At 42.0% G+C, this 19,025-nt stretch carries 18 protein-coding genes; 4 read left to right on the top strand and 14 right to left on the bottom strand.

What is annotated here, in order from left to right:
* Positions 1-105 precede the first annotated feature (105 nt).
* The 14 genes from brnQ to recJ all read right to left on the bottom strand — a co-directional run bounded on the left by brnQ (position 106) and on the right by recJ (position 15,892).
* Positions 106-1,431, bottom strand: coding sequence for a branched-chain amino acid transport system II carrier protein (brnQ, locus tag ADG81_RS02075; RefSeq protein WP_049550759.1), 1,326 nt, complete (start codon positions 1,429-1,431; stop codon positions 106-108).
* 137 nt (positions 1,432-1,568) lie between these two features.
* Positions 1,569-1,856, bottom strand: coding sequence for a rhodanese-like domain-containing protein (locus ADG81_RS02070; protein ID WP_049550758.1), 288 nt, complete (start codon positions 1,854-1,856; stop codon positions 1,569-1,571).
* Positions 1,857-1,866: 10 nt separating this feature from the next.
* Positions 1,867-2,058 carry a hypothetical protein gene (locus ADG81_RS09995; protein ID WP_049550757.1) on the bottom strand — a complete coding sequence of 64 codons (192 nt, stop codon included), beginning with the start codon at positions 2,056-2,058 and terminating at the stop codon, positions 1,867-1,869.
* Between the two features lie 3 nt (positions 2,059-2,061).
* Complete coding sequence (locus ADG81_RS02060) at positions 2,062-2,640, bottom strand: uracil-DNA glycosylase family protein (RefSeq protein WP_049550756.1); 579 nt, start codon at positions 2,638-2,640, stop codon at positions 2,062-2,064.
* Between the two features lie 53 nt (positions 2,641-2,693).
* Complete coding sequence (gene pepV / locus ADG81_RS02055; protein WP_049550755.1) at positions 2,694-4,094, bottom strand: dipeptidase PepV; 1,401 nt, start codon at positions 4,092-4,094, stop codon at positions 2,694-2,696.
* 12 nt (positions 4,095-4,106) lie between these two features.
* On the bottom strand, positions 4,107-4,712 hold the full coding sequence (locus ADG81_RS02050; RefSeq protein ID WP_000670182.1) for a nitroreductase family protein: 606 nt from the start codon (positions 4,710-4,712) through the stop codon (positions 4,107-4,109).
* Between the two features lie 173 nt (positions 4,713-4,885).
* Positions 4,886-5,740 (bottom strand): metallophosphoesterase family protein, encoded by an 855-nt coding sequence (locus tag ADG81_RS02045; protein ID WP_049550754.1) that lies wholly within the window; start codon positions 5,738-5,740, stop codon positions 4,886-4,888.
* The gene (uvrC, locus tag ADG81_RS02040) at positions 5,730-7,577 is read right to left on the bottom strand and encodes an excinuclease ABC subunit UvrC (RefSeq protein WP_049550753.1); all 1,848 of its coding nucleotides are present in this window, start codon (positions 7,575-7,577) and stop codon (positions 5,730-5,732) included. The genes ADG81_RS02045 and uvrC overlap by 11 nt, the downstream gene beginning before the upstream one ends.
* Before the next feature lie 38 nt (positions 7,578-7,615).
* The gene (locus ADG81_RS02035) at positions 7,616-8,317 is read right to left on the bottom strand and encodes a M57 family metalloprotease (protein WP_049550752.1); all 702 of its coding nucleotides are present in this window, start codon (positions 8,315-8,317) and stop codon (positions 7,616-7,618) included.
* Positions 8,318-8,395: 78 nt separating this feature from the next.
* On the bottom strand, positions 8,396-9,628 hold the full coding sequence (locus tag ADG81_RS02030) for an aminoacyltransferase (protein ID WP_049550751.1): 1,233 nt from the start codon (positions 9,626-9,628) through the stop codon (positions 8,396-8,398).
* Positions 9,629-9,632: 4 nt separating this feature from the next.
* Positions 9,633-10,856 (bottom strand): aminoacyltransferase, encoded by a 1,224-nt coding sequence (locus ADG81_RS02025; RefSeq protein WP_049550750.1) that lies wholly within the window; start codon positions 10,854-10,856, stop codon positions 9,633-9,635.
* A gap of 130 nt (positions 10,857-10,986) precedes the next feature.
* A complete protein-coding gene (locus tag ADG81_RS02020; RefSeq protein ID WP_049550749.1) occupies positions 10,987-11,766 on the bottom strand; it encodes an alpha/beta hydrolase in 780 nt (259 codons plus the stop codon).
* Between the two features lie 68 nt (positions 11,767-11,834).
* Entirely contained in the window at positions 11,835-13,496 is a 1,662-nt protein-coding gene (locus ADG81_RS02015) for a ribonuclease J (RefSeq protein WP_049550748.1), read from the bottom strand.
* Positions 13,497-13,669: 173 nt separating this feature from the next.
* Positions 13,670-15,892: a single-stranded-DNA-specific exonuclease RecJ gene (recJ, locus tag ADG81_RS02010; protein ID WP_049550763.1), complete on the bottom strand. Its 2,223-nt coding sequence runs from the start codon at positions 15,890-15,892 to the stop codon at positions 13,670-13,672.
* A gap of 176 nt (positions 15,893-16,068) precedes the next feature.
* On the opposite strand from recJ, the gene ADG81_RS02005 reads away from it, so the two are divergent.
* The 4 genes from ADG81_RS02005 to ADG81_RS01990 are packed head-to-tail and all read left to right on the top strand — an operon-like array spanning position 16,069 to position 18,991.
* The gene (locus ADG81_RS02005) at positions 16,069-16,827 is read left to right on the top strand and encodes an amino acid ABC transporter ATP-binding protein (RefSeq protein WP_001229569.1); all 759 of its coding nucleotides are present in this window, start codon (positions 16,069-16,071) and stop codon (positions 16,825-16,827) included.
* A gap of 10 nt (positions 16,828-16,837) precedes the next feature.
* Positions 16,838-17,632, top strand: a complete 795-nt coding sequence (locus ADG81_RS02000; protein ID WP_080978017.1) for a transporter substrate-binding domain-containing protein — start codon at positions 16,838-16,840, stop codon at positions 17,630-17,632.
* Positions 17,633-17,644: 12 nt separating this feature from the next.
* Positions 17,645-18,322 carry an amino acid ABC transporter permease gene (locus ADG81_RS01995; protein WP_000131137.1) on the top strand — a complete coding sequence of 226 codons (678 nt, stop codon included), beginning with the start codon at positions 17,645-17,647 and terminating at the stop codon, positions 18,320-18,322.
* Positions 18,323-18,331: 9 nt separating this feature from the next.
* Positions 18,332-18,991, top strand: a complete 660-nt coding sequence (locus ADG81_RS01990) for an amino acid ABC transporter permease (protein WP_000443889.1) — start codon at positions 18,332-18,334, stop codon at positions 18,989-18,991.
* Positions 18,992-19,025: the final 34 nt, after the last annotated feature.

The following is a 19,025-nucleotide window of genomic DNA, read 5'->3' as shown; positions in this document are numbered from 1 at the left end:
AATGAAAATCAAAGAGCAAACTAGGAAACTAGCCGCAGGCTGTACTTGAGTACGACAAGGCGACGTTGACGCGGTTTGAATTTGATTTTCGAAGAGTATTAGTGATTATTCCATTTCAAAAACATCACTTTCTTGCTTGTTTGGTAGAACCAATGAGAGCAAGATTCCGACAATGGCTGGTACTAACCATGGGAGTGATGCCTTAGCAAAAGGAAGAGCATTGACAAGGTTTGCAAGAAACTCAACCTTAAAGGAGCTTCCTAGTACGCTTGCAATAGCAATAGCTGTAACAACAGCAATTGTCAACTGCATACCTGGTTTTGAAAGAGCCACAAATTTGTTGACAATGACAATCATAACGATGGCAATGGTGATTGGGTACAAAATAACCAGTACTGGAATTGAGTACTTAATAATCGCATCAAGACCTAAATTAGCAATGGCAAACCCAATCAAAGTAAAGGCTGTCGCATAAACCTTGTAGCTGATTTGTGGGAAACGTTCATTAAAGAACTCAGCTGTTGACACAATCAGACCAACTGTTGTTGTGAAGCAGGTTACGGTAACCATAGCTGCAAGGAAGAGTTGGGCTGTTGAGCCAAAGATTTCTTGAGTGGCTTGTGACAAGATGTAAACACCTGGTGTTCCACCCTTCATCGCTTCAGCTGGTACTGGGAAATGATTTCCAAGGAAACCTAAACCGATGTAAAGAGCGCTGAAGGCAAGGGCAACAACGATACCAACAACCCAAATAGTCGAAATGTATTCTTTCTTACTTGAGAAGCCAAGTTGTTTCAAGGTTTGAACTGCGATTACGCTAAAGGCAACTGAGGCAAGGGCGTCCAAGGTATTGTAACCTTCTAGGAAACCTGTACCAAAGGCAGAAGCTTGATAAGCAGTTGAAGCAACTTGAGGACTGGTTCCACCGTATTTGAAAGCTCCCAGAACAACCAAGATAACAATCAAAATCGCAAAGACTGGAGTTAAAATACGGCCGATACGGTCCAAAATTTTTGATGGATTAAGCGAAATCAAATAGGCTGCTGCAAAATACAGAACTGTAAAGACAATCAAACCAAGACCTTTATTTGCATCCGACAAAAGAGGACTAATCCCTACTTCGTAAGCTGTTGTAGCTGTACGTGGGATAGCAAAGAATGGACCGATTGACAAATAAAGAACTGAGAGGTAAAGAGTCGCAAACCAAGGCGCTATCTTTGTTGAAATCTCGTAGATATATCCTTTAGGATTTAGCGTTCCAATAATAAGAGTCAAGACGGCGATACCAACGCCTGAAAAGACAAAACCTGCGATGGCAGGAAGAAAATGTTCTCCAGATAGAGCACCTAGAGAAGGCGGAAAAATCAAGTTCCCCGCACCAAAAAATATTCCAAACAGGAGTAAACCTGTTAGGGCACCTTTTTTAGCCATGAAAATCTCCTTCATATTTATAAAATACTGACCTAGTATATCATGAATAGGAGCATGAAAAAAGCTTCACGAAGTAAATATTGAATGTTTTCAAGATTCTTAAAAATGAGAATTGTCTAAAAATAAAATTCTACTGTTTAAAGTTCTTCAAAAGCCATCATGCCACCTTGGACATTGATAACCTCATAACCTTGTTCTGATAGGAATTGGCAAGCACGCGCCGATCTCATTCCAGATTTACAAATAACATAATGTAAGTGGTCCTTGTCCAACCGATCATAGGTATCAGGCAATTGACTAAGCGGTAGGTTATGGGCGCCTTCTAAATGAAGTGCTTCAAACTCATCCACTTCTCTCACGTCTACTAAAGAAAGTTGGTCGTTTTGGTAAAGCTGGTAAAATGCATCAAAGGTTATTTCTTTCATTCTTTTTCTCCTAATACTCTTCGAAAATCTCTTCAAACCACGTCAGCGTCGCCTTACCGTGCGTATAGTTACTGACTTCGTCAGTTCTATCCACAACCTCAAAACAGTGTTTCGAGCTGACTTCGTCAGTTTTATCTGCAACCTCAAAGCTGTACTTTGAGCAGCCTGCAGCTAGCTTCCTAGTTTGCTCTTTGATTTTCATTGACTATAAAATAGTTTTAATTCTTTTTTTCAAATCTGGCACCACTTCTGCCTCAAACCAAGGATTTTTGGCCATCCAGATTTGATTTCGCGGTGAAGGGTGAACTAGTGGAAAATAGGTTGGCAGATAGTTTTGATAATGTTTTACTCGTTCTGTCACCTTGCCACTGACTTTCTCCTGCAAATAGTAGGCTTGAGCATATTGGCCAATCAAGAGGGTCAATTGAATATCTGGTAATTCTTGCAAGAGCTGCGGATGCCATTTTTCAGCAAAGCCAGTTCTCGGTGGCAGATCACCTGACTTGCCATGCCCTGGAAAGTAGAAATCCATGGGCAAAACAGCAAAATAGCCTGAATTGTAAAAGGTATCTTCATCCACACCTAGCCAGTCTCTCAAGCGGTCACCACTTTTATCCTTCCAATAAAGTCCTGCTTCTTGGGTTTTAAGTCCAGGTGCCTGACCGATGATATTGATGCGAGCAGTCTTGGGCGCTGCAAAGAGAGGCTCAATGCCACGCTCTGTATAGCTGGCATTCTGTGGATCTGCCATAATAGCCTGCTTGATTCTTTCAATTTGAGACATCTACTTTCCCTCCAAAAAGAAGTCCAAGCATACAATCTCAGACTTCTATATCATTATTTGATCAATTCATAGATAGCTTCGGCGTAGATTGCTGCTGCTCGGAAGAGATCGTCCAAGGCGATAAATTCATTGGCTTGGTGCATGGTATCAATTGAGTCTGGGAACATGGCGCCGTAGGCAACTCCACGTTCGAGCAAGCGACCAAAGGTACCACCACCGATGACTTGTTCATGACCTTGAAGACCAGTTTGTTTTTCATAGACATTCAACAAGGTTTGTACAAGTGGATCTTCCATTGGCACATAGTGAGGAGTGTGACCGTGTTCAGAAAGGCTAACAGAAGCAACTGGCAAGTTTTCAAGAATTGACTTGATTTGCTCTGGGCTGGTTCCTTTTGGATAACGAATATTAAGGGCAATCGTATTGTCAGCACTTGTTTCGTCGAAGCGGAAGACTCCGGCATTCATAGAAAGGGCACCCATCTTTTCATCCACATGGGCAATCTTGAGATTTTCCCCCTCGTGGTCGTTCAAAAGAATCTTACCAGCAATTTCAAGATAGTCTTTTGCAGGTCCAGCAAAGTCAAACTGGCTGAGGAAGAGGGCTAGGTAAGTCGCACCATTGACACCTGAAGCAGGCATAGCACCGTGGGCTGATTTACCAATGATGGTCACCTTGTACTGACCGTTTTCTTCTTGGAGTTCTCCTCTGAGTTTGTGTTCTGCAACAAAAGTATCTAATTTCCCTTGCAAGTCAGCCAAATCACCTGAAACGACTGCTGTTGCTGATTCTGGTACCATATTTTCACGCAGTCCACCTGTGAAGCTATGAAGACGAGCGGCACCATTGTTTTCTCCTGCAAAGTGGAGGTATTCAGTAATATTTCCTTTTTCACCATTGATGATAGGGAATTCAGCATCAGGAGAGAAACCGAAGTCTGGTTTTGCAAGTCCTACGTGCTCGAAATAGTAGTCCATGTCTGCCCAACCTGATTCTTCGTCTGTTCCAACGATGAAACGAACTTTCTTAGAAGTTGGAAGTCCCAATTCTTTGATGATTTTCAAACCATAGTAACAAGCTGTTGTAGGACCCTTGTCGTCCGAAGCCCCACGCGCATAAAGGCGACCGTCTTTGATAGTTGGTGTGTAAGGGTCTGTGTCCCAACCGCTACCAGCTGGAACCACGTCCATGTGAGCAAAGATTCCGAGAACTTCTTCTCCATCACCAAACTCAAAATGTCCTGCGTAGTTGTCAACATTTTTAGTTGGGTAGCCATCGCGGTCTGCGATTTCAAGGAATTTTTCCAAGGCTTTTACCGGCCCAGGTCCAAATGGATGCTGGGCATCAACCTTGCTGTCATCACGTTCAGAGTTGATTTCTAAAAGGCTAAACAAGTCAGCCAAGAGGTCCTCTTTGCGTTTTTCTACTTCTGCTGTAAAATCAATTGCTGTCATATTATCTTCCTTCTATCTTTTCTCGATGATTTCATCTACTGGCAAGCGGTAACTTGGTTCCAATTTTTCGTCCGTATAGCCTACCGTAATCAAAAGTTCTGGGCGGAAACGGTCTTCGATGTCCAAAACTTCGTTGACTTTTGATTTGTCAAAACCAAGAATCAGATTTGATCCGATTCCTTGGTCTGTAAGAGCGAGAACCAAGTTCATAGCAACCAAACCTGCATTGAGGGCTAGGTAGTCGCTGACTTGTTGTTCATTGTAACGGGCAAATTCCGCAGGCAAATTTTTCATGAAGTATTGAAGTTGTTCTTCTGAGAAATTTTTAGCACCACCGACACGGGCAATCTTGCGAGCACGTTTGGCTAAGTCCGTATCTGTAAAGAGGGCAATGGTTACAGGTGCTGATGATACCTGCTCAAAGTTCGAGCCATAAGCCAACTTTGCCAATTCAGCATTTTTCTCACGAACCACCACAAATTTCCATGGTTGGCTATTGTGGGCACTTGGAGCCAAGGTTGCAATTTCGATAGCCGTACGCACATCTTTGGGATCAACTGGCTTATCAGTGAACTGCTTAGTCGCATGACGTTTTTTGTTTAATTCAAGAAATTTCATAATCGATTTCCTTTTCTAATTCTACTGCTTCCATTCTACCATATTTTGAAAGAGCTTGCAGAGATTTTTCATAGAAAGAAATTGGAACAAGGATAAGCAACCGAATGAAGAAAATCATTTAAATAAGGAAGCCCCTCATCCAGTTCCAATTAATTTTCAGTTACTTAAAGAAACTAGTCTATCTTATATTCTGACTTTATAGCCCCCAAGAAATCCTTCACATCCTCTACATACCCATGCTTTTCTATTAAGCTTGCTAATAGTTCCAGATTGTGCCCCTGATAGTTGTCTTCACGACGTAGCTCTTCATACATTTCGATAAAGGGAAGCCCCTTGGACTTGGCCAATTCTAACTCCGCTTCATAATCATAAGCGACTTTACGAAATAGGATATTTACCAATTCCCCATCTTCAACTTCTATCACGGCATACTGGGCACGGTGATTTTTTAACGCCTCCCAATTAAAATAGGGCATGCCAATCGACCCTGGATTGATGATTTGTTGCCCTTGACTGCCATAACGAAGCAATTGCTTGTGAACATGACCATAGACTGCCACGTCGGTTTCCGCATCTAGCAGTTGGTCAAATTTTTCTGTATCATTCCCAACCAGTAGATCTCCACCATAGTTTTTGTCAGGTAAATTATGTGTGAGAGAAAAACGCAGTCCCTCAACTTCTTTCTTTTCCAGCAAAGGCAAGCTTCGTAGCCAGACAATCGTTGCAGGATCCATTCGCTCCATCAAAAACTGGGTCATGCGCATTGACTGGATTTCTTTCGGATGTTCCAAACCATATTCACCATCCAAGGCCTCAAGGACACAATCATCCCAATTGCCTCGAACACTGGCTGTTATAGGAAGGTCCTTTAACAGGGCGACCAAGTCATTTGCACCGGGACCGGGAAGAAAAATATCTCCCAGAAGCCAGTATTCACTGACTCCTTGATTTTTAGCATCTGCAATCACTGCTTCTAGGGCAGTTGTATTGCCATGAATATCTGATAAAATTGCGATTTTATGGTTCATTGTGGTTTCCTTCCGTTTGATAATCTACTCTTTCTTCCGCCACTTGAGCTAATTCCTCTTCTTCCTGCGGGTTCAACTTCCTCTGTACAGCCTCTGCAACCGTTCTAGGTACTCCAACATCAACAATCTCATCCACACTGGCTTCCTTGATTTTGCTCAAAGACTTGAAATGCTTCATGAGATTCTGCTTGCGTTTAGGTCCCAGCCCTTCAATTCCATCCAGTTGTGATGAAAAAGAATTTTTGGAGCGCAGTTGACGGTGGAAAGTAATAGCAAAGCGGTGGACCTCATCTTGGATACGTTGGAGCAGGAAAAATTCCTGAGAATTGCGAGACAACTCCACCACCTCAAGTGGATCTCCAAAAAGTAATTCATGGGTTTGGTGCTTGTCATTTTTTTGCAAACCTGCAATGGGAATATCCAGACCCAGTTCCTCTTGTATGACTTGCTTGGCGATATTGACTTGACCTTGTCCCCCATCGATGACAATCAAATCTGGAGGAGTCAAACCGTCACGCTGTACTCGACCATAGCGCCTGCGAATGACTTCTCTCATACTCGCATAGTCGTCTGGCCCGACTACGGTCTTGATTTTATACTTACGGTAATCTTTCTTACTTGGTTTGCCGTTGACAAAGACCACCATGGCTGAAACAGGACTGGTCCCCATGATATTAGAGTTATCGAAGGATTCGATGCGGACTGGGGTCGGTATTTGGAGCAAACGACCTAGATTTTCAATAGCTCCTTGTGTCTTTTCGACAGATTTCTCTAACAGGTTGAACTTCTGCTCTAGACTGACTCGAGCATTCTTTATAGCCAAATTGACCAGTTGCTTTTTCTCTCCACGCTGGGGTTTGAAAATCTTGGTATCCACCAAAGCCTTGACGGCTTCTTCGTCAATATCCTGCGGAATCAGTACCTCATTGGGAACTAGATGAGATTTTTCTTGATAGAATTGTCCCACATAGGTCAAGAAGTCCTCATCCGGATCGTTGTAGTAGGGAAAAAGATTGACATCGCGCTCAATAAGCTTGCCCTGACGAACAAAGAAAACCTGAACACACATCCAGCCCTTGTCCACATAGTAGCCAAAGACATCCCGATTTTGGAGATCCTTGGCCATGACCCGTTGCTTGGTTCGAAGTGTTCCAATAGCCTGAATCAGGTCACGGTATTCTGCCGCACGTTCAAACTCCATAGACTGGGCTGCAGCTGCCATTTTGCCCTTGAGATCATCGATGATTTTGTCATCCTGTCCTTTTAGGAAATCGGAAACCTCCTGAGCCATGGACTTGAAATAGGCCTCATCTTTCTTGCAGATGGTGTGGGCCATACATTGGCCGATATGGTAGTAAAAACAGACCTTAGAGGGCGGATTGGTACACTTTCGAAAAGGAAAAATCCGATCCAGCAATCGCTTAATTTCATTGGCTGCGCCCACATCTGGATAGGGACCGAAATAAAGACCTCCGTCCTTTTTGACCTGACGGGTGATAATCAAACGAGGATAGCGCTCATTGGTGATTTTTATGAAAGGGTAAGACTTATCATCCTTGAGCATGATATTGTACTTGGGCTTGTTTTCCTTGATCAGATTGATTTCCAGGAGAAGTGCCTCAATATTGGACTCCGTAACGATAAACTCAAAATCCACAATTTCAGACACCAAGGCCTCTGTTTTGGTATCATGACTTCCGCGGAAATAGGATCTCACGCGATTACGCAGATTTTTAGCCTTTCCTACATAGATAATCGTACCGTTTTTATCCTTGTGAATGTAGCAACCAGAGCTGGTCGGCAGGAGCTCTAGTTTTGATTTAATCAAGTTGTTCATAGTTCCATTATAGCAAAAAAGTAGGGAAAGATAGTCCCCTACTCATTGGTCTCATATAATTTTCGAAGTCTTTCAACATCCTCTTCCTGGATACCATAAAAAGAACCTGCAGGTTGCATGACAGACTTCTCATCTGTATGGTCCAAGCCAATCGCATGCCCCAACTCATGTTCTGCTGTATGGACAATGCGCTCATAGGAATAGCCATAGTTTGGATTGGACAGATAATAGTGATTCAACCGTACCGTGACAGACAAGAATTGCCCCGTCAAGAGATTGGTCTGACTTTCTGCCTCTCCTGCCACAGGAGTACCTCCGTCATTCATCTCCGTAGCCAAGATATCTGCCTTGCTGGCCTCAGTCACCAGTTCAAACTTAAAGGCACCAGTTTGATTCCAATTCTGAATCGCTTCTACATAAGCTTCTTGAAAGCGTGAATCTATCTGCGGATCTAGGTAAATACGAGCAGAAGCCTGCGGCCACCTTCCTTCAGAGTGTTGGTGGCTATCTGTCTGGTTCAACTTAGGCAGTTGCCCTGTTTTTTCCCATTGGTCGATACTTTGTTTACCAATCTTGACTGACCGTTCTGCTTGCTTTAGCGCTCCTTGAAAATCACCGTTCAGATACCAGAGAAGTCCAAAAGCAAAAGCACACAAAAGAAAAGCTATCCAAACTAGACGCCAAAACAAACGCCACACAAAAGAAAAGAAAGCCCCTATCAAACGAAAAATCCAGCGCATGTCCCTCCACCTTTCTAGCAAATAAAAGCTATTTTACTAAAACAAGCTGAAAGAAACCTAAAGACCGATTTTCTTATCTTAGCGTCCTAATATTTTTTTAAGTAACTGAATAGCTTTATATTTTATGGGAGATGGATAATAACGGAAAGTTCCTGCTTTACGTACAATATAACCATTAAAATTTTGTTTAAAACGTAAAACACCATCACTACCATCAAAAATCCCTTGAATCCCTAGGAAGTTGTATTTAGGGATCCCACGTTTTATGCTTTCCAACATAACATATTTCTGAAGCAAAGCTGGTGCATAAAATTTATTAAACTCAGTATAGGAACCACTAAAAAGATAGGTCGTTTCTTGAGGCATATAAATAAATAAACTACCTGCTAAGACAAGATCTTTCTCTCCATATTTTTCAATCAACTCTCGTGCTTCTGCTTTTCGAACTTCAAAACTTTCATACTGCCTAGCCAATTCTTTGTGTTCTTTTTTCTTTTGTGCAGAATCTGGATATTGTTCTAATAAGAGTAGTGAGGTAGCTATTTTTTCAGATAATTCTTTTTGCTTATGTATTAAATTTTGTATATATTCTCCTAAATTTAGATTAGCAATTACAAACTCCGCTTGTTCTCCAAATGAATCATAAAAGTGCTCATAATATTCTAAACTTTTATCACTATATTCTCTACGTTCAGAGGTTTCTTTTGTTATATTCTTAAAAATTGAAAGTTCTTCACGATTTAATTTTTTCAACTGAATACCAAATGTATCAGCCTTTTTCACCAAAGCTTTCCCCTTTTTACTAAAACTGTTAAGCAAGGTCTTTTCAGTTAGCTCATTCAAATCTTTACAATATAACCAATCCGGTTCTCCACCTGGGTAACCTGTTTTTAAACCATCAAATTGATAACCTAAATCAGTCAAACCTTGAATAATACTTTTTTTCTCAGCATCTATTGGATTACCTTCACCATCAAAAGTTTGATAAGTTTCATAAGGTTTTACAAGCAACTCTAATACACCATTTTGCTTGGCATATTCTTTTAACTCCGCATAAAAAACTGGGAGAGCATCTTGTTGGGTATAAATCGGCCCCGAATTGATCTCCATATGTAGGCCACCCAGCATGGGCAAGCTATAAACCAGAGCTGCAACTTGAATTTCTCCTTCTTGTTTCAATGCAAGATAAACAATTCGAGCCCCTCTTTTTTCTAACAAGTCCCCCATCTGGACAGATTGCATAAAAGAACGAGAAGAGACCTGATCAGAATAAGCTTGAAATTCTTCTTTTGTGAGTGTAATTAATGCCATGTACTTACCTTCTATGATGTTTTGTTCTTAATGCCTTGCGAAAATCAAGAGCGATTCTTAACAGAGAATAAAGAGGATGGGTGGGCATTGTAAACTCACCCAAGTATTCTTCAATCGTTGGATTAAATTTTTCCTTAAAATGGTAAAGTCCACCATTGAGAGAGTTTTCAACACCACCTAAATTTTGCCACACCATACCTCGCTCAAAAGCATAGCGAGCTGTTTCATACCAAGCTAAAATTGGTGCATTATAACGTTTAAAAGCATCATCCATACCAGCATATAGATTAACAGAGGTATTACCAAATTCCAAACTCAAAGTAGCTGCTAAAGGAATGTTTGATTTTTCTTCATTCAGATATCTCTGCAAGAAATCTCTTTCTTCTACCAAACGCTCTTTTTCCTTCTTCTGGGCTTCTACTTTTGAAGTTCGAGTCGACTCAGTAAACGCTTCTTCCAACGCTAAGTTTTTCGCTAACTGTTCTTCTAATTCTCGTAAACGCTTAGCGATATCCAGAGTAGCCAGCGTAATGTAGGCCTTGTCCTTAAAATTATCTAACAATTTTTTATAATAGGCTTCATTCCTCAAATGGATATCTTTTCGCTTCTCAGTTTTTTTCATCAAAAACGAGAAAGATTCTAACAATTCATCTCTACCAATCTGAATCTCTACACCCTTATTTCGAGCGGATCGAATAGCTTGTTTTGTTGACTTGCAAAGTTTATCTTCTGTAAAATTTTCCTTGTATACTTTCGCCTGAATACGAGGCTGAATGGTGTCATCCATCTCGATTGTCTGCCCAGACCATTCCACTCCTAATTGCCCTAAAATATCAACAATAGCAAGATTTTCAGGATATTCTGTTTTATCTTGATTGACCAAATGTTGAGATAGACAAATGCTTGGATCGAAAGTAACAAAAACCGCTCTCTTACTGCGAGCATAAGACTTAATAGACTGCAGGACAAACTTTAAAAGTTCTGTATCCCTGTAATCCAATATAGGTCCTCTTGGGATGTAAAACATTTTATACCCAAAAGGGAGGGACTTTATGAGAATACTAGCCACAGCCAGTAACTTCCCCTCTTCATAGACACCAAGTCTCTCATGATTCCACTCAGATTTCACTTTTTCCCAAGCACTGCTTTGTAATAGATTAACCATGGGATGTTCTTTTACAAAACCATCATACTCTGATAATGGTATCCCAAGCTGATAACGATACATATTTTTCTCTCTTTCAACTAGTATCTCTCTACTATTTTACTATTTTCGATTAAAAAGTCTAGCGAAAATAGACTTCCATCATTGTTTTTAAGCCAAGAATAACTATAAATAGTGGTTCATTTATAAAAACTTAGCTCAATCTCTCTTCTAATGTGAAATCGATTGGAAGAGTTGCTAAAAACCGTTCCAATTGTTTTTCCCAGTAGTACCATTCGTGAGTTCCAGCACTATGGCTATAGGTCACATCAAAGCCCAGTTTTTTGAGATTTTTCACTGCGAGATTATTGGCTTCGTACAAGAAATCTTGCTCGCCACACCAAGCCCAAAGCTTGGTCTGTTTATCTGATTTTTTAGCCAGACTTTCAAGAGAATAAGGGCTAGCTGTCCAATCTTTAATCTCCCCAAACACACCTCTCCAATAAGCTGGTGTTCCCAAATTTTGGCTTTCAGGAGAAAAATCTTGAAAGCTAAGAGCACCTGAAAAACTAGCTGCATGAGAAAAACGATTTGTTGCAAGAGCCAATTTGAAACAGCCATAACCTCCCATAGAAAGACCAGCAATAAAGGTCTTTTCACGCTTACTAGTCATATTAGGGAAGAAACGTTTCAAAACCTGTGGCAATTCCTCTGCTAGAGCTGTGTAGTAATCAAAACCATACTTAGTATCTGTGTACCAACCATTGCTGGTATTAGGCATGACAACGATGAGATTGGTTCCTCGAAGCAAGCGTTCTACGTTGGTTCGCTTGAGCCAACTGTTATGATTGCCAGACATCCCGTGTAAAAGATACAAAACAGGGATATCTTCGCAATCTGGTTCTTCCACTCGATTGGCATCGGGGTAAAGAACATTCACCCCCCACTCCATATCTAATACCTGTGAGTAATACTCGATTTTCATTACTGCCATGATTTTCTCCTTCTATTTTCCGATAAGAAAAAGCCGAAATTCGACTTTCCCTCTGTTTATTTCAATGATTATTTTGCTTCCATCACCACTGGTAAAACGGCTGGACGACGTTTAGTTTGATCAAAGAGGTACTTGGTCAGAGTATCACGAACCTTCCCTTTGAGATCTGCCCAGTCAAAGTCATCTCCTTGAAGATAGTCTTCTACCGTTTGGTTAATCAATTCTGAACTTTCACGGAGAATATCGCGGCTCTTCTTAAGATAAACAAATCCACGCGTGTGAACACGGGCCTTAGCCACAATTTTTTTCTCACGACGATTAACGGTAATTGCTACGATGAAAATACCATCCTCTGACAAGACCTTACGGTCACGAAGAACCACATTTCCAACATCACCGATGGCATTTCCGTCAATCAAGACATCCCCTGCCGAAACCGCTCCAGCTGGAACAAAGTCCCCATTCTCATAAGCCATGCTGGTTCCCTTTTTAGGGATGAAAATGCGTTCTGGCAACATACCAACTGCCATAGCAGCCTTAGCATGGGCATCCAACTCACGGTATTCCCCTTGAATTGGGAAGAGATACTTAGGTTGCAAGAGATTGATCATCAACTGCAAATCACGCGCATTTCCGTGACCTGACACGCGCAAGCTTTGAGTGATCAGTTTGACAACCCCGCCAGCTTGGTAAATCATATTTTCCACACGTGCCATGACTGCTTCTTTGGCGATAGACGGAGTCGTTACGATATAGACTAGGTCACCGTCCTTAATTTCCACATAACGGTGGCGACCAATCGACATCTTGCGAAGACCGTTGATAGGTTCACCCATACGACCTGTCTCAAGGATAATCAACTCATGATCTTCAAAGCGAGACATATCTTTTGGCTTAATCAAAAGACTTTCGTTAGCTAGGGATAATTTCTTGAGGCGAATAGCAGTGCGGACGATATTTTCAATATCAAACCCTGTCAAGACCACACGACGCCCTGTTGCATCCGCAGCGTCAAACACCTGCTGGATACGAGAGAGGTTGCTGGCTACTGCCGCAACGATGATACGTCCCTCCCAGTCCGCAATGGTTTGAGTGATTTCATCCCCAACTTCACTTTCACTAGCCACTTGAACATTGCTATCTGCATTGGCTGAATCACTGAGCAGAGCTAGAACTCCGTCACGACCGATTTCTGCCAAACGAGCGAAGTCTGTCGCATAAGATTCACTAGCTGTCTGGTCAAATTTGAAGTCCCCTGTGTAAACGATGCTGCCCTCAGCCGTCTTCAAGACCACACCCAGACTCTCTGGGATAGAGTGGGTCGTACGGAAGAAGGAAACCACAGTCCCTCCAAAATCAATCTCCGTATTCTCATCAATAACATGGAAATCATTGAATTTCTTAACCGCATCATTTCCTTTAACAAAGAGTTTGGCCAACTCAATGGTCAACTCAGACCCAAATACAGGTACCTTGGCTTCAGCCAAGAGATAAGGCAGTGCACCAATGGCATCCGCATGCCCGTGGGTCAAGAAGACACCTGCGATACGGTCGCTATTTTCAAAAAGGTAGTCCATATTTGGAATAACGACGTCCACCCCTAGTTGTTCATTTTCAGGGTATTTTAGACCTGCATCCAAAACGAAAATAGACCCGTCGATTTCAGCGATATACATATTTTTCCCGTTTTCACGTACACCACCAAGTGTTGTTAGACTGATATTACTCATTTTTCCTCCGAAAGCTTAGTTTATCTTGATTATAGGGTTGCTTGCCCTCTTATTCTAAAAGCACTATTACTTTTAGCCGAATCTTTTCCTACCATTATACCATTTTTTTGATGATTTTCAAAATGAAGATTTGTTTTCAAAAAAGAGCTGGTTGCCCAACTCTTTCCTAACTTCTACTCTTTTTCCATTAAAAAGTCATAAATTTCTTGCACGGTACCTAGTGCCATCATTTCTTGGTCTTTAACGGTTTGTTTGAGATTTTGGTAAATCTGACTTTCTCCTATCTCTCGCTTTGGTGCCTCTTTATTGACTGTCATCACACCATCTGTGATCGTCACAAAACCTAGTTCTTCAAATACTTGAATCATCTTGACCAGCAAGATTTGTTGGATATTAAGATAAGCTGCCAAATCTTTCAGCTTATAACGAATATCAAACTCTGGAAACTGATAAATGGTCTTGTACAATTTGGCAAACTGTTCTCTAGTCCCATAACCTGTCAGATAATAGGCCTTGTCAATATCATTTTTGAAATAGACAGCAGAGAAATTCTGTTCCTGAAAAATAGTTTTCAGCAGGGTAATATCCTCAGGAATAGTTTTCACGACAACAGCTTCACTAGTCGCTAAATCTGGCACTTCTCCAGCAAAATCCAAGACTGGAACCCCCTCTGGCAAGGTGGTATTCTTCCCACGAATATTAAAGAGTTGAACACCCTCCACACGCGCATCCACCATCATCAACTGAAGAGCGGTTTGGCCATTCCATTGGTTGACAGACAATTTGACTGCTAACTCTAGATTCTTGGTTTGAGCAAACTCCGTTGCCCATCTGCCTTGTCCAAATGCCACCACTTCAAAACTGGCTTCACCCTTAGAGATTTTCAGTTTGAGATGGGCATTGCCTGCTCCCATAGTACGAGCACTTTCAACCTGAAAATCCTTGATATAAAAGACAGGTTTCTGATTGTCCATTCCAAAGGGAGCTAAACGTTCAAAGTTCTTGACTGTTTCAAGACTCAAAGTCTCCAAATCCAGCTCTTCATCTAGGTTTAACTTATTCTTGCCAGCAGCATCTGCACCTTTTTCACGGACATAGTCTTCTAAAACCTGAGATAAATCTGAGAGTTTCTCAATTTCCAGCGTCATTCCTGCTGCGCCAGCATGACCACCAAATGCAATGAAGAGGTCACGATAAGGATCCAAGGCTTCAAAAATATCGACCGCTTCAACACTACGAGCGCTACCCTTGGCACGACCGTCCTCTATATTAAGAACGATGACTGTCTGCCCTAGTTCTTCCAACAAACGACCAGCCACGATACCCAGAACCCCAGGATTCCAACCTTCCTTAGCCAAAACCTGGACCTTCTTCTCAAAATCCACCATGGTCTTAGCTTCTTCATAGATAGACTGGACGATTTCCTTGCGCTCTTCATTTTTCTGGTGAATCATGAGGGCAATCTCATGTGATTCCTCATCGTCAAATCCAGTCAACAAATCAATAGCTGGATTAGGATCATCCAAGCGCCCCAAGGCATTTAAACGAGGGGCAATCTGAAAGCCAACCGTTTCTTCTGTTACTTCATTTGCAGCAATCCCAGCCATGTCCAGCATTTCTTGTAGACCAATACGCTGAGTATGCCCCAACATTTCCAGACCATATTGCACCAAAATGCGGTTTTCATCCGTCAAACTCACCATATCAGCAATGGTTCCAATAGCGACCAAATCAAGCAATTCCACTTGCACTTCTTCTAAAAGAGCACACGCCAGCTTGAAAGCCACTCCACAACCAGCCAAATATTTGAAAGGATAGTCCGCATCTGGATGTTCAGGGTGAACGATGGCATAGGCATCAGGCAGGGTTTCAGGCATGGAATGGTGGTCAGTCACAATGACATCCACTCCCATAGACTGAGCCAGTTCAATAGCCTCGTGACCAGCAACTCCATTATCCACTGTCACAATCAAGGAAATTCCTTCTTGCTCGATGAAGTACTTATAGACACTGGCATTAGGTCCATAACCGTCTGTAAAACGATTGGGCAAGTAAACACGGCACTCAGCACCAAGCTGTTCCAAACTTTCCTTCACAATAGAAGCCGAAGTCATGCCATCCGCATCGTAATCTCCATAGACGAGAATATTTTCCCCTTCTTCAATGGCCTGACGAATCCGTTCCACTGCCTTGTCCATATCATGGAGCAGATAAGGATCATGCAAGTCCTCCAAGGAAGGTTCTAAAAACTTCTTCAAACTTTCTTGCTTCTGAATCCCTCTCTCAAATAATAACCGAGCCACCTCAGGACCCAGTCCAGCCTTCTTGGCTATCTTTGTAAAATCCGCATCTTCTACCTGCGGGGCAAACTGCCATTCATAAGTAGGTGTTATCAAAAAGACATCCACTCTTTCTAAGAATTCTATTGCTTCATTATAACATGATTTAGGCTTTTTCTCTATCCAGATTGCTTTTTTATAAAATTTTAGTGAATTTTTTCAGATATGATTTGACAAGGCAATTTTTTTGGTGTAGAATCATGTTATAAAATCTAACACAAAGGAGATTCCTTATGGCTTTAGTAGAATTTGAACACGTCGAAAAATATTACGGAGACTACCACGCACTCCGCGACATCAATCTCCGTTTTGAAAAAGGACAAGTCGTTGTCCTACTCGGACCATCTGGTTCTGGAAAATCCACTCTTATCCGCACCATTAATGGTTTGGAGGCTGTAGACAAAGGAAGTCTTCTAGTAAATGGGCACCAAGTTGCTGGTGCCAGCCAGAAAGATTTGGTTCCTCTTCGCAAGGAAGTCGGCATGGTTTTCCAGCATTTTAACCTTTACCCTCACAAAACAGTGTTAGAAAACGTAACACTCGCACCCATAAAAGTTCTAGGAATTGATAAAAAAGAAGCTGAAAAAACAGCCCAAAAATATCTAGAATTTGTAAATATGTGGGACAAAAAAGATTCTTATCCAGCCATGCTATCCGGTGGACAAAAACAACGAATTGCCATCGCACGTGGACTCGCTATGCATCCGGAACTCCTCCTCTTTGATGAGCCAACATCTGCTCTTGATCCTGAAACCATCGGCGATGTTCTGGCAGTTATGCAAAAATTAGCCCACGATGGTATGAATATGATTGTCGTGACCCATGAAATGGGCTTTGCCCGTGAAGTTGCCGACCGCATCATCTTTATGGCTGACGGAGAAGTTTTAGTGGATACGACAGATGTTGATGACTTTTTCGACAATCCAAGCGAACCTCGTGCTCAACAATTCCTCAGTAAAATTATCAACCACGAAAGTGACAAAGTCAAATAAGGAGGCGCCTATGAAAAAGAAATTCTTTTTATCAGCATTATTGATTAGCCTTTTCGGCCTTGCTGCTGCAAAACCAGTTCAGGCTGATACCAGTGTCGCAGATATTCAAAAGAGAGGCGAACTAGTTGTCGGTGTCAAACAAGACGTTCCCAACTTTGGCTATAAGGATCCCAAGACAGGGACCTATTCTGGTATCGAAACCGACTTGGCCAAAATGGTAGCAGATGAGCTCAAGGTCAAAGTTCGCTATGTGCCTGTTACCGCACAAACCCGTGGACCCCTTCTAGACAATGAACAGGTCGATATGGATATCGCGACCTTTACCATCACAGACGAACGCAAAAAACTCTACAACTTTACCAGTCCCTACTACACAGACGCATCTGGATTTTTGGTCAATAAATCTGCCAAAATCAAAAAGATTGAGGACCTAAATGGCAAAACCATCGGAGTCGCCCAAGGTTCCATCACCCAACGCCTGATTACTGAACTGGGTAAAAAGAAAGGTCTGAAGTTTAAATTCGTCGAACTTGGTTCCTACCCAGAATTGATTACTTCCCTGCACGCTCATCGTATAGATGCCTTTTCCGTTGACCGCTCGATTCTGTCTGGCTACATCAGCAAGCGTACAGTACTACTAGATGATAGTTTCAAGCCATCTGACTACGGTATCGTTACCAAGAAATCAAATACAGAGCTAAACAATTATCTTGATAACTTGGTTACTAAATGGAGCAAAGATGGTAGTTTGCAGAAACTTTATGACCGTTACAAGCTCAAACCATCTAGCCATACCGCAGATTAAGGAGGACACATCATGACAGATTTATCATCTTGGACTGCCTATTTTCAGGATTTTGGACAATTTTTCAATGGTTTCCTCTTCACCCTTGCCCTAGCTATCGGATCCTTTATCCTAGCCATGGTTTTAGGCATCTTCTTTGGAGCCATGTCAACCAGCAAACGTCCAATTTTGCGAATCTTAGCTCGCATATTTGTGGAATTTTACCAAAACACTCCCCTCTTGGTGCAGTTTGTTATCGTTTTTTATGGCCTACCTCTTATCAGTGATCATATCATCATGATTCCAATTTATTGGACAGCTGTACTCTGCGTAGGGCTCTATCACGGCGCTTATATTGCTGAGGTTATTCGTTCAGGAATTCAGTCCATCCCTAGCGGTCAGATGGAGGCTGCCTTGTCGCAAGGATTTACCTATATCAGTGCCATGCGCTTAATTATCTTGCCTCAGGCCTTCCGTATCATTCTCCCTCCTTTGACCAACCAAATTGTTAACCTCATCAAAAACACCTCGACAGTCGCTATCATCTCTGGAGTGGACTTGATGTTTGTGACCAAGTCTTGGTCGGCACTTAACGGAAACTACATTCCAGCCTTTTTAGGCGCTGCCCTGCTCTACTTCTCTCTATGCTTCCCTGTTGCCCAGTTTGGTCGCAAGATGGAGCAAGCAAACAAAAAAGCCTATTCGCTTTAGGAGGTTACTATGGAATCCATTTTAGAAGTTTTGACCCCAGATAACCTAGTCTTTATCTTTAAAGGATTTGGCTTGACCCTCTATATTTCTCTAATTGCCATCGTCCTCTCTACCCTCATCGGTACGGTGCTAGCTGTCATGAGAAATGGCAAAAATCCTGTCTTGCGAATCATCTCCAGCATTTACATCGAGTTTGTGCGTAACGTTCCCAACCTCCTCTGGATTTTCACTATCTTTTTAGTCTTTAAGATGAAGTCCACTCCAGCAGGAATCACCGCCTTCACTCTCTTTACCTCAGCAGCCTTGGCTGAGATTATTCGAGGTGGCCTCAATGCCGTGGATAAGGGGCAGTACGAAGCAGGAATGTCACAAGGATTTACTTCTGCACAAATCCTCTACCACATCATTCTCCCACAAGCCATTCGTAAAATGCTGCCAGCCATCATTTCTCAGTTTGTAACCGTGATCAAGGATACCAGTCTCCTCTACTCTGTTATCGCCCTACAAGAACTCTTTGGAGCTAGCCAAATTCTCATGGGCCGTTATTTCGAACCAGAGCAGGTCTTCAGTCTGTATATCCTGATTGCCCTCATCTACTTCAGCTTCAACCTAGCAATTTCGAGCCTGTCTCATATGCTAGCAAAACGTTGGCAACAAGCCGCAGAATAAACAACCACTCTCCAGTTCAATTGGAGAGTTTTTT

Source organism: Streptococcus pseudopneumoniae, assembly GCF_001070815.1.
GTDB classification, from domain to species: Bacteria; Bacillota; Bacilli; order Lactobacillales; family Streptococcaceae; genus Streptococcus; species Streptococcus pseudopneumoniae_P.
Note: the sequence above shows the minus strand (reverse complement) of the source record. Positions and strands in the feature narration are given on the sequence as shown.

Bases quoted from the DNA above. Each gene is read 5' to 3' on its own strand.
- ADG81_RS02005 (WP_001229569.1), top strand. From the start codon at position 16,069: ATGGCTTTAGTAGAATTTGAACACGTCGAAAAATATTACGGAGACTAC.
- ADG81_RS02025 (WP_049550750.1), bottom strand. From the start codon at position 10,856: ATGTATCGTTATCAGCTTGGGATACCATTATCAGAGTATGATGGTTTT.
- ADG81_RS02045 (WP_049550754.1), bottom strand. From the start codon at position 5,740: ATGAACCATAAAATCGCAATTTTATCAGATATTCATGGCAATACAACT.
- pepV (WP_049550755.1), bottom strand. From the start codon at position 4,094: ATGACAGCAATTGATTTTACAGCAGAAGTAGAAAAACGCAAAGAGGAC.
- ADG81_RS02060 (WP_049550756.1), bottom strand. From the start codon at position 2,640: ATGTCTCAAATTGAAAGAATCAAGCAGGCTATTATGGCAGATCCACAG.
- ADG81_RS02015 (WP_049550748.1), bottom strand. From the start codon at position 13,496: ATGAGTAATATCAGTCTAACAACACTTGGTGGTGTACGTGAAAACGGG.
- ADG81_RS02070 (WP_049550758.1), bottom strand. From the start codon at position 1,856: ATGAAAGAAATAACCTTTGATGCATTTTACCAGCTTTACCAAAACGAC.
- brnQ (WP_049550759.1), bottom strand. From the start codon at position 1,431: ATGGCTAAAAAAGGTGCCCTAACAGGTTTACTCCTGTTTGGAATATTT.
- ADG81_RS02000 (WP_080978017.1), top strand. From the start codon at position 16,838: ATGAAAAAGAAATTCTTTTTATCAGCATTATTGATTAGCCTTTTCGGC.
- ADG81_RS02035 (WP_049550752.1), bottom strand. From the start codon at position 8,317: ATGCGCTGGATTTTTCGTTTGATAGGGGCTTTCTTTTCTTTTGTGTGG.
- ADG81_RS01990 (WP_000443889.1), top strand. From the start codon at position 18,332: ATGGAATCCATTTTAGAAGTTTTGACCCCAGATAACCTAGTCTTTATC.
- ADG81_RS02030 (WP_049550751.1), bottom strand. From the start codon at position 9,628: ATGGCATTAATTACACTCACAAAAGAAGAATTTCAAGCTTATTCTGAT.
- ADG81_RS01995 (WP_000131137.1), top strand. From the start codon at position 17,645: ATGACAGATTTATCATCTTGGACTGCCTATTTTCAGGATTTTGGACAA.
- uvrC (WP_049550753.1), bottom strand. From the start codon at position 7,577: ATGAACAACTTGATTAAATCAAAACTAGAGCTCCTGCCGACCAGCTCT.
- ADG81_RS02020 (WP_049550749.1), bottom strand. From the start codon at position 11,766: ATGGCAGTAATGAAAATCGAGTATTACTCACAGGTATTAGATATGGAG.
- ADG81_RS09995 (WP_049550757.1), bottom strand. From the start codon at position 2,058: ATGAAAATCAAAGAGCAAACTAGGAAGCTAGCTGCAGGCTGCTCAAAG.
- ADG81_RS02050 (WP_000670182.1), bottom strand. From the start codon at position 4,712: ATGAAATTTCTTGAATTAAACAAAAAACGTCATGCGACTAAGCAGTTC.